This is a genomic window from Xenorhabdus entomophaga (assembly GCF_037996725.1).
Classification (GTDB): domain Bacteria; phylum Pseudomonadota; class Gammaproteobacteria; order Enterobacterales; family Enterobacteriaceae; genus Xenorhabdus; species Xenorhabdus khoisanae.
In genome coordinates this window covers 1-15074 of record NZ_JBBMXH010000038.1, presented here as the reverse complement: position 1 = coordinate 15074, position 15074 = coordinate 1, and the positions used below count along the sequence as shown (strand labels likewise).

Below are 15074 nucleotides of genomic sequence, written 5' to 3'. Positions count from 1 at the left end.
GAATGGGAAAATGCAATTGATTTTTCAAAAATTATTCAGTGCCCAAACACTGACACAGCAAGAAAGCCAGCAACTATTCACTGCCATTATTCAGGGTGAGTTGAGTGATGCACAATTGGCTGCTGTATTAATTAGTCTGAAACTACATGGTGAACAACCACAAGAAATTGCAGGTGCGGCCCAGGCATTTCTGGCAAATGCAGTTCCCTTTCCTCGTCCTGATTACATGTTTTGTGATATCGTCGGCACAGGCGGAGACGGTACAAACAGCATCAATATTTCAACGGCCAGCGCCTTTATTGCCGCAGCCTGTGGGCTTAAAGTGGCAAAACATGGGAACCGCAGTATTTCCAGCCGTTCTGGATCATCCGATTTACTGGCGGCATTCGGCATTGCATTGGATACTTGTGCCGAAGATTCACGCCGTGCTCTGGATGATATTGGTGTCTGTTTCCTATTCGCCCCTCAATATCACAGTGGCTTTCGTCATGCGGCACAAGTTCGCCAGCAATTAAAAACCCGGACATTATTCAATGTACTTGGCCCGTTGATTAATCCTGCTCGCCCTCCCTTATCACTCATTGGAGTTTACAGTTCTGAATTAGTAGAACCCATAGCTCGTACCCTACAGGTTTTAGGTTATCAACGCGCCGCCGTTGTACATAGTGGCGGTATGGATGAAGTCGCTTTACATGCCCCGACCTATGTTGCAGAACTCAATCATGGCGAAATTAAACAGTACCGATTAACGGCAGCAGATTTTGGCTTACCGGGCCATTCTATATCTTCACTGAGAGGCGGAACCCCGGAAGAGAATCGCGATATGTTGGCGCTGTTACTGCAAGGCCGGGGGCAAAAAGCTCATGCCGATGCTGTAGCAGCGAATGTTGCTCTCTTAATGAAAATTCATGGGCACGAAGACCTACGGGAAAATACACAATTGGCACTCAATACCATTTATAGCGGTCATGCTTATGAAAAAGTGACAGCATTGGCGGCAAGGATTTAATCATGAAAACCAGCATATTACAGAAAATTGTTGATGATAAAGCTACTTACCTGATTACTCGTAAAGCAGAACAACCACTGGAGAGTTTTATTGATGCCATTGTACCGAGTCATCGTCGGTTCTATCAGGCTTTAACCCATAATCAGACTGTTTTTATTTTAGAATGTAAAAAGGCATCCCCTTCAAAAGGATTAATTCGTGAAGATTTCGATCCTGTTCGCATTGCTAAAACTTATCAGCCTTATGCTGCTGCAATCTCTGTTTTGACCGATGAAAAATACTTTCAAGGCAGTTATGATTTTCTCAAAATGGTCAGTTCTGCCGTACACCAACCGGTTCTATGCAAAGATTTTATTATTGATGCTTATCAGGTTTACCTCGCCCGTTATTATCAGGCCGACGCTATTTTACTGATGCTTTCCGTTCTTGATGACGATACATACCGTGATTTATCCGCACTGGCACACAGTCTTGATATGGGCGTACTGACCGAAGTCAGTAATGAAAATGAGCGGCAACGGGCAATTGAATTGGGCGCCAAGGTTATTGGTATCAATAATCGGGATCTGCGCGATTTGTCCATTGATTTAGAACGCACTCGCAAACTGGCGGCTGGTTTACCCAAAGACACTATCATTATCAGCGAATCCGGCATCCATCAGCATCGTCAAGTGCGCGAATTAAGCCAATTTGCCCATGGATTTCTCATTGGCAGCTCTTTAATGGCACAGCAAAACTTAGATCTCGCTTTACGCCGCCTGATTTTAGGCGATAACAAGATTTGTGGCTTAACCCGCCCACAAGATGCCAAAACGGCATTGCAGATGGGCGCAGTCTACGGTGGCCTCATTTTTGCAGAAAAATCACCGCGTAAAGTGAGCCTGCAAAAAGCCCAACAGATCATCAATGAAGCTTCTTTACAATATGTCGGGGTATTTCAGAATCAACCCGTCAATGTTGTCAGTGGTATCGCCCGTACACTTTCGCTTACCGCCGTTCAACTACATGGACATGAAAACGAAGGTTATATCAATACATTACGTGCTGTTTTACCTGAACACTGTGAAATTTGGAAAGCTATCGATATGTCCAAAACTGCGGAATTTTCCGAAATACCTAATGTGGATCATTTATTGCTGGATAATGGGTCAGGCGGCACAGGGAAACCATTTGACTGGCAGTTAATTAATCCACGACTTCAGCATAACAATATGTTGGCAGGCGGCCTGAATGCAGAAAATTGCCAACAAGCGGCAACACTCGGCTGTTATGGACTGGATTTTAACTCTGGAGTCGAAGTTTCTCCGGGCATCAAAAGCAGTCAAAAAATCAAACAGGTATTTCAACAATTACGCTGTTATCACTAATTTTTCAGACAAAATGGATGAGTAGAATAATGAGTAAATTGAATCCTTATTTTGGCGACTTTGGCGGACAATTTGTCCCTCAAATTTTGGTCCCTGCACTTAATCAATTAGAAGAAGCCTTTATTGATGCACAAAAAGATCCTGAATTTCAGCAGGCATTTCAAGATTTATTGAAAAACTACGCAGGCAGGCCCACAGCCTTAACCCTGTGTCACAACTTGACTAAAGGTACGAAAACTCGTCTTTACCTAAAACGTGAAGACTTACTCCACGGCGGCGCGCACAAAACCAATCAGGTCTTAGGGCAAGCATTGTTAGCTAAGCGAATGGGAAAAAACGAAATCATTGCTGAAACAGGCGCAGGTCAGCATGGAGTCGCAACCGCGTTGGCTTGTGCGTTATTGGGGTTGAAATGCCGTATTTATATGGGTGCAAAAGATATTGAACGTCAATCCCCCAATGTTTTTCGCATGCGTTTGATGGGAGCTGAAGTGATCCCTGTTCACAGCGGGTCAGCAACTTTGAAAGATGCCTGCAACGAAGCAATGCGTGACTGGTCTGGTTGCTACGAAAAAGCCCACTACTTATTGGGAACGGCAGCAGGCCCTCATCCATACCCGACGATGGTACGAGAATTCCAACGCATGATTGGTGAAGAAGCCAAGGCACAAATTTTAGTAAAAGAAGGACGCCTGCCCGATGCAGTTATTGCCTGTATCGGCGGAGGCTCAAATGCTATCGGCCTGTTTGCTGAGTTTATTCCAGAAAATACCGTTCGTCTGATCGGTGTGGAGCCTGCCGGACACGGTATCGAAACGGGTGAACATGGCGCCCCATTGAAACACGGAAAATTAGGCATTTACTTTGGCATGAAAGCCCCGATTATGCAGACGGAAGATGGACAGATTGAAGAGTCTTACTCTATCTCGGCCGGGTTAGATTTTCCTTCCGTCGGGCCTCAGCATGCCTATTTAAACAGCATCGGCAGAGCTGATTATGTCTCAATCACTGACGAAGAAGCACTGGCTGCTTTTCAGGAACTATCACGCAATGAAGGTATTATTCCTGCATTGGAGTCATCTCATGCGTTAGCTTATGCTCTGAAAATGATCCGTCAGGAACCTGATAAAGAGCAGTTGTTAATTGTCAACTTATCTGGCCGTGGCGACAAAGATATCTTCACCGTTCACGATATTCTGAAATCCAGAGGGGAAATCTGATGGAACGTTATCAACAACTTTTCAATAAGCTGGAAAATAAAAATCAAGGCGCTTTTGTTCCTTTTGTCACCCTGGGCGATCCTAATCCTGAATTATCACTGGAAATCATTGATACATTAATCGCTGGTGGCGCTGATGCGCTTGAATTAGGTATTCCATTTTCAGATCCCCTTGCTGACGGCCCAACTATCCAGAATGCCAATTTACGTGCGTTATCATCCAAGGTCACGCCTACATTGTGCTTCAGTCTGCTGGCAAAAATTCGGGCTAAACATCCCGATACCCCAATTGGTCTGTTAGTCTATGCAAATTTAGTCTTCCACAATGGGATTGATGAGTTTTACCGTTGCTGCAAAGAGGCTGGTGTTGATTCCGTTTTAGTGGCTGATGTACCGATATCTGAATCGTTACCTTTCCGTTCAGCTGCCATGAAATATGACATTGCCCCGATCTTTATCTGCCCCCCGAATGCAGATGATGATTTACTGCGTGAAATTGCTTCATTTGGACGTGGATATACTTACCTGCTATCAAGGGCAGGAGTAACTGGTAGTGAAAATCGCGCCAAACAACCATTGTGCCATCTGGTCAATAAGCTCCAAGAATATCATGCTGCCCCTGCCCTACAGGGTTTTGGTATTTCCGAACCTTCACAGGTGACAATTGCACTCAATAATGGTGCTAAAGGTGCGATTTCAGGTTCTGCCATTGTAAAAATCATCGAAGAAAATCTTCACCAACCTCAGGTGATGCTGGAAAAGTTAATGGCTTTTGTTCGCGCCATGAAAGCTGCCACACAATTATAGTTCTACAATTCCCTTATAGAATTTTTATGAGGGAATGTGTCAATGTGCTCCCATAGTTTGTGATTATGGGAGTTTAATTTACTTGTATGTTGTAACTATAAATGTATTAGTAACACTTCCCCAATCAGAGACAAATTTATGGGCTGCCATAAAACAAAAACAGCCCATAATCTTCAAGATCACAATGTGATATTTTCCATCGCCTGCAAAATACGTTTATCTGATATTGGATACGCAGTCCCCAATTGCTGCGCAAATAAGCTAATCCGAAGCTCCTCAATCATCCAACGAACTTCTTTCACTTCCGGCAATTGTTTCTGCTGGCTAGACAATTTTGCCTGCCATTGTTGCCATTGGCGCTGAATATGCTCAATCCGGCTCATGTGTGCCCTGTCTTTGTTGGGATCAACCGCTAATTTTTCCAGCCGACGATCAATACCATTCAAATAACGCAGAACATCTGCCAGACGCTTCCAGCCATGAGAAGTCACGAATCCATTAAAGACCAGACCGGAAATTTGCTCTTTAATATCCGATAACGCCAGTGCGAGGGCAATATCTACCCGCCCTTTCAGGCGTTTGTTGATATTAAAGACCGCCGTCAGGATCTGCTCCACCTGTTTGGCAATATCAACGACTGCATCATTCAAATCGGCACGGACTTTATCCTGCAAACAGGAAAACGCCTGCTCATTCCACGCTGGCCCACTATTTTCTGCGATCAATCTATCCACACCACAAGAGATACAATCATCAATCAAATCCAATACTTTTCCATATGGGTTAAAGTACAGACCTAATTTGGACTTGTTCGGTAATTTCTCATGCAGATATTTAATCGGTGATGGAATGTTCAGCAATAACAAACGACGAGTCCCTTCCCACATCGCATTTTGCTGTTCAGATTCAGTCTCAAACAATTTAATGCCAATACTGTCTTTTTCATCCACTAATGCCGGAAATGCTTTAACGGAATAACCACCGCGTTTCTGCTCATAGCGCTCAGGCAATTCGCCAAAACTCCAAATATGCAGCCCACTTTGTTCAATGCCATCATCAGCTACTGCTGAAAGTGTTTCCTGAACTTTCCCTTTTAATTTTAGTTTCAGCTCCGACAAATTCTTGCCTTCCGCTAACGGTTTATTTTTCTCGCCCAAAACGCGGAATGTGATCTTAAGATGATCTGGAACTTGTTCCAATTGCCAATCTTCACGTGACACTGTCACACCTGTCATACGACGTAATTCTTTCTCAAGGCTATCCAGTAAGGTAGCCTGAGGTTGGATGACCCGCTCCAAAAATGCCTGCGTATAGTTAGGTGCGGGCACAAAATTACGGCGTATTGGCTTCGGCAATGACTTAATCAACGCAACAACCAATTCGTGACGAATGCCCGGAATTTGCCAGTCGAAACCTTCATCTTTTACCTGATTCAACACCGGCAACGGAATATGCACAGTCACGCCATCGGCATCGGTTCCTGGCTCAAACTGATAACTCAGGCGGAATTTCAAATTATCCTGATGCCAATAATTCGGATAATCCAACGCACTGACTTTATTGGCGTCGCCTTTGATCAACATGCTCTTTTCAAAATTGAGCAATTCTGGTTGATCTTTACTTGTTATTTTCCACCAGCGATCAAAATGGCGGGATGAAATAACATCTTTGCCAATTCGCTGATCATAGAAACTGAACAACGTTTCACCATCTACCAGAATATCCCGTCGACGGGATTTGTGTTCCAGTTCTTCAACTTCTTCACGCAGTTTGAGGTTAGCGCGGAAAAATGAGTGACGTGTCTGCCAATCCCCTTCCACCAATGCGTGACGGATAAACAATTCACGACATAGCAGGGGATCAATCTGGCTATAATTCACCAAACGCCCCGCCACAATTGGCAAACCATACAGGGTGACTTTTTCCGTTGCCATTACTGCGCCCTGCGATTTTTGCCAATGAGGTTCGCTGTAATGGTGCTTAATTAAATGTGCTGCCAGTGGCTCTATCCATTCAGGTTCGATACGTGCAGCAATACGCCCCCACAAGCGGCTGGTTTCCACTAATTCGGCTACCATTCCCCATTTAGGTGGCTTTTTAAATAAACCGGAGCCAGGGAAAATAGAAAAACGGGCATTACGCGCGCCTGTATATTCCTGTTTATCTGTGTCTTTTTGCCCGATATGGGATAATAAACCCGTCAGCAGAGCAATATGAATACTTTTATAATCCGCTTCCTGGCTGTTGATCGGCAAACCAATTTCTTTAACAACCTGGCGTAGCTGGGTGTAAATATCCTGCCATTCTCTAACGCGAAGATAATTCAGATAATCCTGACGGCAAAGCTTGCGGAATTGGGAACTGGAAAGCGCTTTCTGCTGTTCCACCAGAAAATCCCACAATTTCAGGAACGCAATGAAATCTGAATCTTTGTCCGCAAAACGACGATGTTTTTCATCGGAAGCTTGCTGCTTTTCCAGTGGTCTTTCTCGTGGGTCTTGAATCGACAATGCTGAAGTAATCACCATTACTTCACGAACACAACCATGTGCTTTGGCTTCTAAAACCATACGAGCCAAACGTGGATCAATAGGCAACTGTGCCAATTGCTGCCCCATGGCAGTCAGCCGGTAGTTTCCTTCTGACAGGGATTCAGGATCAATAGCCCCCAGTTCTTCCAGAAGACGGACACCATCTTGAATATTGCGTTTGTCCGGCGCTTCAACAAATGGAAATGCACTGACATCTCCCAAACCAATAGAGGTCATCTGTAAAATAACAGAAGCCAGATTAGTGCGCAGAATTTCAGGATCAGTAAATTCCGGGCGTGATAAAAAGTCATCTTCCGAATAGAGACGGATACAAATTCCGTTTGAAACACGACCACAGCGCCCTTTTCGCTGATTGGCAGATGCCTGCGAAATAGGTTCTATCGGTAAGCGCTGGACTTTAGTTCGATAACTGTATCGGCTAATGCGCGCAAAGCCGGTATCGATCACATATTTGATTCCGGGTACAGTCAGCGATGTTTCCGCTACGTTAGTTGCCAAGATGATTCGGCGACCAACATGGGACTGGAATATCCGGTTCTGTTCGCTGTTAGACAACCGGGCGAAAAGTGGCAGGATTTCGGTATGTGGGAAATTTTGCTTACTGAGTGCATCCGCCGTATCCCGGATTTCACGTTCGCCGCTCATGAAAACCAGTATGTCTCCGGAGCTTTCTCGTCCCAACTCATCCACGGCATCAATGATAGCTTCAAGCTGATCCCTATCACTGTCATTATCATCACCTGCCATAGGCCGATAACGCACTTCCACCGGATAAGTCCGCCCTGACACTTCAATAATCGGTGCATTGTTGAAATGGCGGGAAAAACGTTCAGGATCAATGGTTGCAGAAGTAATAATAACTTTCAGATCCGGGCGTTTTGGTAATAATTGACGTAAATAACCAAGAATAAAATCGATATTCAGACTACGTTCATGAGCTTCGTCGATAATTAACGTATCATATTGCAGTAACAAGCGATCTTGTTGTAATTCCGCCAGCAAAATACCGTCTGTCATTAACTTGACCAACGTATTGTCACTGACCTGATCATTAAAACGCACTTTATAACCGACCGTTGAGCCAAGCGGGGTTTCCAATTCATCCGCAATGCGGTTAGCAACTGAACGGGCAGCCAAACGACGGGGTTGAGTATGCCCGATTAACCCTTTGATGCCCCTGCCCAACTCAAGGCAAATTTTTGGAATTTGGGTTGTTTTACCCGAACCCGTTTCCCCTGCAATGATAACAACCTGATTATCCCGAATGGCTTTATAGATATCATCTTTCTTCTGGCTAACAGGTAGGTTTTCAGGGTATTGAATCGAAGGGCATGATGCCTGACGGTTAATCGCTTTCTGTTTTGCCGTCGCAATATCCGCAGAAATAGATTGTGCTACAGCCTGCAAAGAAGCTTGATTTTTGATTTTTGCTGCTCCATGCAGACGTTTTCTCAAACGGAACTGATCGCGCAGCGGGGTGTGATCAAGTTCAGCGAATAATTCAGCAAGTGGTGCTGTCAAAGGTGATTCCACGTGATAAATCCTTGTGACGTTTTTAACTGAGTAGCGCTGTCTTTGCAGGCTCAGAGGATAATTTCTTATGACTTAACTATCAAAGAAGTGTAACATATCTTATGCAACTCTATGTATTTTATATACACCCTCAATTTAGTCAATTTACCGTTTTATTGGCGGTAAATTTAATGGGCAATCACCCGTTATTCAATGAATTTGAATTCTTACCTCAAAATATTGAGCTATTGACTGAACAATTCTCTATATAAAATAAAACATAGTCATATCATAAACAAAGTTATAGTTCTTAAGATAACTAAGGAAGTAAAGAATGAATAAAGTACTGCTTCTGAAATCCAGCATTCTGGCTCAATATTCTCAAAGTAATAAAATGGCTGACTATTTTGCTGAAAAATGGCTGGCTAACCACTCAGAGAGCAACATTACCACACGCGATCTCGCTGAAAATCCGGTTCCAGTACTGGATGGAGAGTTGGTCAGTGCCTTGCGTCCAAGCGATGCAGAATTGACAGAACGCCAAAAATCAGCATTAGCACTGTCAGATGAGTTGATTGCAGAATTAAAAACACACAATGTTATTGTCATCACTGCACCAATGTATAACTTCACGATCCCTACTCAGCTCAAAACCTATTTTGATTTGGTTGCCCGTGCTGGTTTGACTTTTCAGTACACCGAGAAAGGCCCTGAAGGTTTGCTGAAAGGCAAACGTGCTATTATCTTGAGTAGCCGAGGTGGTATTCATAAAGATAGCCCTACAGATTTGATGACACCATACCTGCGTGTTTTTCTCAAATTTATTGGCATTACCGATGTGGAATTTGTGTTTGCTGAAGGTTTGGCATTCGGCGCAGAACCTGCCAACCAAGCACATCAGAATGCCCATGATGCGATAGATGATGTCATAGAAAAAATGGGACAGGCGCAACTCGAAAAAGCTGTAGCCTAATAAAAGGTAGCTTGATAAAGATTGAGTGCGCCAACCGGCGCGCTTATTTTTTCACCCAATTTCCATTGATACCAAGAACATACTCTCCTGAAGTTGCCCGATTCACCAATTTTTCACCCGCAATTTTTGCGACTTGATCTGTTGTCATATTGTTTTGAACCGCAATTTCAGCATATTTCTTTTCCCGCTCTTCGTTAATTTTTTTAACTACAGATTGAGCGTCTTTGGTATTTTTTACGGGTGCCAGATAGCCACTGAATGTTTCTCCCACCAGCCCTTGTTGTTTTGCTTCGTTCAATGTCATTCCCGCAGCAAAGGAGCTGAATAGCAGACTCAAAATAAAGATCATTCCTGCTTTTTTCATATTCCAGCCCTTAGAATAAGTTAGAGTTGTTTTTGAGCATGTCTTCAACTTGCCGATCGACCTTAATATGAATTTCATGTTCAATTTTCACATTCATATTGATATTGATGGGCTTATCAGGTGTCGCGACTTCCAGTCTGACACACCCCGCCAATACTATGTTGATCAACATTACGCTTACCAACGCCATACCTATTCTGACAGATGGTATTCTGCATCCAATTTTTGTTGTCATTTATCACTCCCAGTTGACAGGAATAGCCCAAAACAAATAAGCATCTTTAATCCATTGCCATATTACTGATATCCCTATTTGTCGTTTTATTTCCATCTAATGAATTCCTACATCACCGATATATTTTTCTGTAACCATTCTTCCAGATTACTGCCAAACCGTAAGCTGCGCCATAACTGAAAAATATTCTCTTCATGATGGTAGTTAAGCCTGACCTCTCGCTTTTTGTCGACCACGGGATTAACCCCACTGATCTCAGAATGCAATGTCAAAATTCCCAAATTATCGAGAGTCACATAGGCCTTTGAACGGCTGATTTCTAAATAACGTAACCAATCCATTGCCATACCGGCTGATAAGTCATTTTTTCCTATAGAGTCAACCGTGTCTTTATCCAACCTCAAGGTCAGATATCCTTCATTAGATACCCAGCCTCGCTGAATAATCCACTTTTCGTCATTTAATAAGATCGGCAATTCACCACTGATTTTTCCTGACATTGCTATTTGCTTCACTTTTAATACACCAAACAATTTGCTTAGGTTCAGTTTGTTAAATCGCAATATCGCAGCCTCTTTTTGGGGAAGCTGCAATTTGTTCATTTTCAACTGACCATCCAGCATATCAACATTCACATTAGTCAATACCAACGGCTGTGCATTGGTTGGTGGATAAAAACCCAGCAAATCAGCTGTTACATTCTGCATGCCAAACAGCCCCTTAATGGCTTTGATGCGAAGCCGGACGGGTGATGTTAATCCCAACTGCCAAGTATGTTCCTGCAAACGCCATGGCAGCACAAAATCCAAACCATCAACTTCCCCGCTTTTCAGCCACATATTTGCCTCTTTCACTACCCAGTGGCCACCAGCGCGCAGTCCTTGCCCTTTCGCAGCTGAAAAAGCGGCCTGAGCATAAATTTTACCGCCACGCACTGTGATTCCCAGATCGGGTGGGATTAAGGATTGAAATGCTAATAAAGACTGCTGAGGCCATCGCGCTTCTCCCCTTAATCGTTCCCCATCCCAACGTCCATAAAATGGAATCGGGCCAATACCTTTGGAATGTAATTTTCCATTCAGCATAAAATTGTCTGGTGATTGCCCAGTCAATGTGGCCTTAAAATTAAATGGCGGTAAAAAACCACCAGATCGAAATTCGGTTTTTTGAGAAGATAATTGCAAATCCCCCGTAAATGCGGGGCGACTTGCCGAACGTTCCCAAACTAATGGTTTAGTCAGTTTCAAACGGGGTGATTTCATTTGCACAAGACCATATTGAATGCGATTAAACCCTGTATTTAATCCATCCACTGTTATCTGTGATTGCTTCCAGCTTCCTGTACCTGCAAGATCCCATTTAGCTTGTAGGGGGGGTAAATTTCCACTCCCCCAAGAACGCCATTTCCAGTTTCCATGATCGGGCATGAAATCTTCAGCATACCCATCCAGATGTAATTTGAATGTTCCCCAATAACTATCCTGTGCCCGCAAAATGGCCTGTAGACGCCCCGTAAAACCCTCACGAGTCAAATACGTGCCTGCTAAAGGCAAGCGGGCTTCTTTGACAGTAAAAGTCTCACTCACCTTTCCCCATGCACGAAATAACGCTCCTGATTGAAAAGTGATCTTAGGCGCCACCCAAGGCCCTGTTACAACAGCAGGCAATGACATGGTCATGATCATTTCCCCGCTATTGACTTGCCCGGTTAACTGGAATGGAATATGTGCATTGGTCACATTGATTGGTGTTGATGGCACTGACAAAACGACATTGCCTTTACCTCTCTCATTTTGAGTCACCAGATTTATCCGCCCACTGACAGACATGCCTGCTAACCCTTTTTTCCATTTCCCAAGCCTGATATTAATCCCTCCAGACAACGGTTGGTTGGCTGCCAGCCATTGCCATTTACCATTACTGATCAAGAACTGAGATGTATCGAATGACCAGGGTAACTCCGCGAGTAATTGTTGCCTCTTTTCCTCAATAACAGTAAACAAACCACTCTTCCCCTTCCATTTCAATGCCAGCTGCAATGGTTCCGGGTATTGGCTCACAGATAAATGGGCTGTTATTTGGCCTTGTTCAGGGAGTGATTTAATCTCTAAAGGTAGGGCAATATCGCCATTCAGGCTAATTTCCTGTTCAGGCAATTTCACCAGAAATTGATTAATAATGAGCGTTTTTTTATCTGTAATATGTGCGCTTAGCGTTAATTTCTCACCCTGATAAGAGAGCACTTGTCTCTGGGATGAGGAATCAAATTGGAGCCTGCCGGAGAATTCTTGCCACGGCATAACAGCAAGATGGTCAACAACAAGGTTAATGGCAGGGATATGGGATAATATCTCTTGTACAGATAATGGTGCTGACTGTTTTTCAGTCACAGGCAAGTGAACCAAACATTGGCTTTGAGTATCAACATTGGCAACATGAATGTTCCAATGGCGGCCTTCGGTATTTTCCCGACGTGAATATTCTATGGATAATCCAGATACATTTATCCATTCACATGTCCTTGCCTTCAATGACAGCTTATCCAGCCATAGCGCATTCTTTTTCCATGTTGGTTGGCTCAAAGAAAGCGTTACTCCCTGTGGCAGCCAATGACCGGCAACCGATGGTAGCCAGCGTGGAAGTGTATACCACCCCGCCAACACCAATAACATCAGCACAATCACTATCACTGCAAACACTTTTAATAGTCTTGTCATATAAAACGTCTAATACATAGGTGTATTAACTGATCTTACACCATCACTATAGAAGGAATTAGAATCAGTCCTAAGATGAAAGATAGATTAAGAAATCATAAAAAGCCCGGCGTATCAATAATACACTGTAACTTCTATAATTATCTTTGATGACTACCTGTTAAATTAATGATATTAGGTTGATCGTTTGCTCAAATTTCTAGAAACTTGTGGTAATGACAGTATGAAATACTTAAATAAACAGGATTGATTGCCACGTATGACAACCTTTTATTCTGTACTTAACTGGCTGGCGATTTTCTTATACTGGTTGATTATTGCTGGTATCACTATTCGTGTTTTGATGAAACGCCGCCCAGTGACATCAGCAATGACTTGGGTACTGATTATTTACATTCTTCCTTTAGTGGGAATTGTTGCTTATCTATCATTTGGCGAATTACATCTTGGCAAACGCCGAGTTGAGCAAGCCAAACAAATGCGTTCATCTGTTGCCAAATGGCTCGCGGAGTTAAGAAAATCCTCCCATATTTTTACCAATGAAAATAGTGAGGTGGCCACGCCGCTATTTCAATTGTGCGAACGCCGCCAAAAAATCAAGGGTGTCAGGGGCAACAAAATGCAATTAATGACATCTTATGATAACTCCCTGAAAGCCATTATTCATGATATTGAAAATGCCAAATATAATATTGAGATGGTATTTTATATATGGCAATACGGCGGGTTGGTCGATCAGGTTACCGATGCCCTGATGCGTGCGGCCAAACGCGGCGTTAAATGTCGTATCATGGTGGATTCTGCCGGAAGCTGGCAATTTTTTCGCAGCCCATATCCTGATATTATGCGCAAGGTCGGCATTGAATTTATCGAGTCGCTAAAAGTGAATATCTTTCGTTTGTTCTTGCGGCGCATGGACTTACGTCAACATAGAAAAATTATTCTGATCGATAATCATATTTCATACACTGGCAGCATGAATATGGTTGATCCTCGTTTTTTCAAACAAGATGCAGGGGTCGGGCAATGGGTCGATATCATGGTAAGAATGGAAGGCCCCGTCACGACAACACTCGGAATTGTCTATGCGTTTGACTGGGAAATGGAAACAGGACAACGTCATCTGCCGTCGCCGCCTGACAACACCGTCATGCCTTTTGAGCAAGCCAGCGGGCACACGGCTCAAGTTATTGCTTCCGGGCCGGGATTTCCTGATGAATTAATCCAACAATCTTTGATGACTGCTATTTTTTCTGCCCGTGAGCAACTTATACTTACCACACCTTATTTCGTTCCCAGTGATGATTTAATGCATGCGATTTGTACCGCGGCCCTGCGTGGTGTTGATGTGAGTATCATTGTGCCCAGCCAAAACAATTCCTTTCTTGTGCGCTGGGCCAGCCGGGCATTTTTTACTGAGTTACTGGAAGCCGGGGTAAAAATTTATCAATTTGAGGATGGGCTATTACATACCAAGAGTGTTTTGGTCGATGGGCAGCTTAGCATGGTCGGTTCAGTCAATTTGGATATGCGTAGTTTGTGGCTGAACTTTGAAATTACAGTTGTTATTGACGATGAACACTTTGGAAATGATTTAACGCTGGTTCAACAAGACTATATTATGCGTTCAACGCTGCTCGCAAGCAATCAATGGGAAAAGCGCCCGGTTTGGAGCCGTATTCTTGAACGTGTATGCTACTTTTTCAGCCCTCTCTTATAATTCGGGACAGAAAAAGTGGGCATTCAATATAGAACATGTTTTAATTTCACCCTGTTATTAATCTCGGATACTGCCATCATGGAAAATCAACCGACACATTCTATGCAATTGGATATTAACAACCGAATGACTGAGGATGAGGCGCTTGAAAAAGCCTACGACCTCTTTCTGGAAGAAGCCCTCGCTAATCTCGATCCGGCTGATAGTCTATTGTTTAATTTGCAATTTGAAGAACGGGGCGGAGCAGAATTACTGGAACCTTCTGATATTTGGTTTGAACATGTTAATTTCAAATTGGATCCAGATTTTTTCTCAGAAGTCATTATTGGCCTGGCAGAATCAGAAGATGCCGAAATTGATGATGTTTTTGCCCGCATTTTGATTTGCCGGGAAAAGTCTCACCCTGTCTACCATATCCTGTGGAAAAAATAACAATTCACTTCCCCTCAGGATATTACTAACAGATAAATGCCCTCATCGTGAGGGCATTTTATTGTATATAGAAAACCCCCAGCTTGGCTGGGGGTTCCGTAGAGCTTACAGCTATAAGTCTGCTATAAAAACCCCTTTTGATTTGTTAAAACACCTTGCGGTCTGGC

Annotated in this window: 11 protein-coding genes; 7 read left to right on the top strand and 4 right to left on the bottom strand. The window is 43.4% G+C overall.

All coding sequences use genetic code 11. From position 1 onward, the window contains the following. The first annotated feature begins 10 nt into the window (after positions 1-10). Genes trpD through trpA form a run of 4 tightly spaced genes read left to right on the top strand, consistent with a single transcriptional unit; the run spans position 11 to position 4402 of the window. Positions 11-1009, top strand: coding sequence for an anthranilate phosphoribosyltransferase (trpD, locus tag AAC854_RS09810; protein ID WP_047964643.1), 999 nt, complete (start codon positions 11-13; stop codon positions 1007-1009). 2 nt (positions 1010-1011) lie between these two features. After that, positions 1012-2376: a bifunctional indole-3-glycerol-phosphate synthase TrpC/phosphoribosylanthranilate isomerase TrpF gene (gene trpCF, locus AAC854_RS09805; protein WP_273548254.1), complete on the top strand. Its 1365-nt coding sequence runs from the start codon at positions 1012-1014 to the stop codon at positions 2374-2376. Positions 2377-2405: 29 nt separating this feature from the next. After that, positions 2406-3596 (top strand): tryptophan synthase subunit beta, encoded by a 1191-nt coding sequence (gene trpB / locus AAC854_RS09800; RefSeq protein WP_273548255.1) that lies wholly within the window; start codon positions 2406-2408, stop codon positions 3594-3596. Continuing rightward, complete coding sequence (gene trpA, locus AAC854_RS09795; protein WP_340616932.1) at positions 3596-4402, top strand: tryptophan synthase subunit alpha; 807 nt, start codon at positions 3596-3598, stop codon at positions 4400-4402. The genes trpB and trpA overlap by 1 nt, the downstream gene beginning before the upstream one ends. A gap of 179 nt (positions 4403-4581) precedes the next feature. Here trpA and hrpA read toward each other — a convergent pair whose 3' ends face one another. After that, positions 4582-8487: an ATP-dependent RNA helicase HrpA gene (gene hrpA / locus AAC854_RS09790; protein WP_340616931.1), complete on the bottom strand. Its 3906-nt coding sequence runs from the start codon at positions 8485-8487 to the stop codon at positions 4582-4584. A 313-nt stretch (positions 8488-8800) separates the two neighbouring features. Here hrpA and AAC854_RS09785 point away from each other — a divergent pair, with 313 nt between their 5' ends. Continuing rightward, positions 8801-9439, top strand: coding sequence for an FMN-dependent NADH-azoreductase (locus tag AAC854_RS09785; RefSeq protein ID WP_340616930.1), 639 nt, complete (start codon positions 8801-8803; stop codon positions 9437-9439). A 43-nt stretch (positions 9440-9482) separates the two neighbouring features. On the opposite strand, the gene AAC854_RS09780 is transcribed toward AAC854_RS09785, so the two are convergent. The 3 genes from AAC854_RS09780 to AAC854_RS09770 all read right to left on the bottom strand — a co-directional run bounded on the left by AAC854_RS09780 (position 9483) and on the right by AAC854_RS09770 (position 12755). Next, positions 9483-9803: a YdbL family probable chaperone protein gene (locus AAC854_RS09780; RefSeq protein WP_273548259.1), complete on the bottom strand. Its 321-nt coding sequence runs from the start codon at positions 9801-9803 to the stop codon at positions 9483-9485. Between the two features lie 10 nt (positions 9804-9813). After that, positions 9814-9993 carry a YnbE family lipoprotein gene (locus AAC854_RS09775; RefSeq protein WP_273548284.1) on the bottom strand — a complete coding sequence of 60 codons (180 nt, stop codon included), beginning with the start codon at positions 9991-9993 and terminating at the stop codon, positions 9814-9816. A 152-nt stretch (positions 9994-10145) separates the two neighbouring features. Next, positions 10146-12755, bottom strand: coding sequence for a YdbH family protein (locus AAC854_RS09770; RefSeq protein ID WP_340616929.1), 2610 nt, complete (start codon positions 12753-12755; stop codon positions 10146-10148). 259 nt (positions 12756-13014) lie between these two features. On the opposite strand from AAC854_RS09770, the gene cls reads away from it, so the two are divergent. Both cls and AAC854_RS09760 read left to right on the top strand, forming a co-directional pair. Next, positions 13015-14475 (top strand): cardiolipin synthase, encoded by a 1461-nt coding sequence (cls, locus tag AAC854_RS09765; protein WP_340616928.1) that lies wholly within the window; start codon positions 13015-13017, stop codon positions 14473-14475. A gap of 102 nt (positions 14476-14577) precedes the next feature. Continuing rightward, on the top strand, positions 14578-14907 hold the full coding sequence (locus AAC854_RS09760; RefSeq protein ID WP_340616947.1) for an HI1450 family dsDNA-mimic protein: 330 nt from the start codon (positions 14578-14580) through the stop codon (positions 14905-14907). Positions 14908-15074 lie beyond the last annotated feature (167 nt).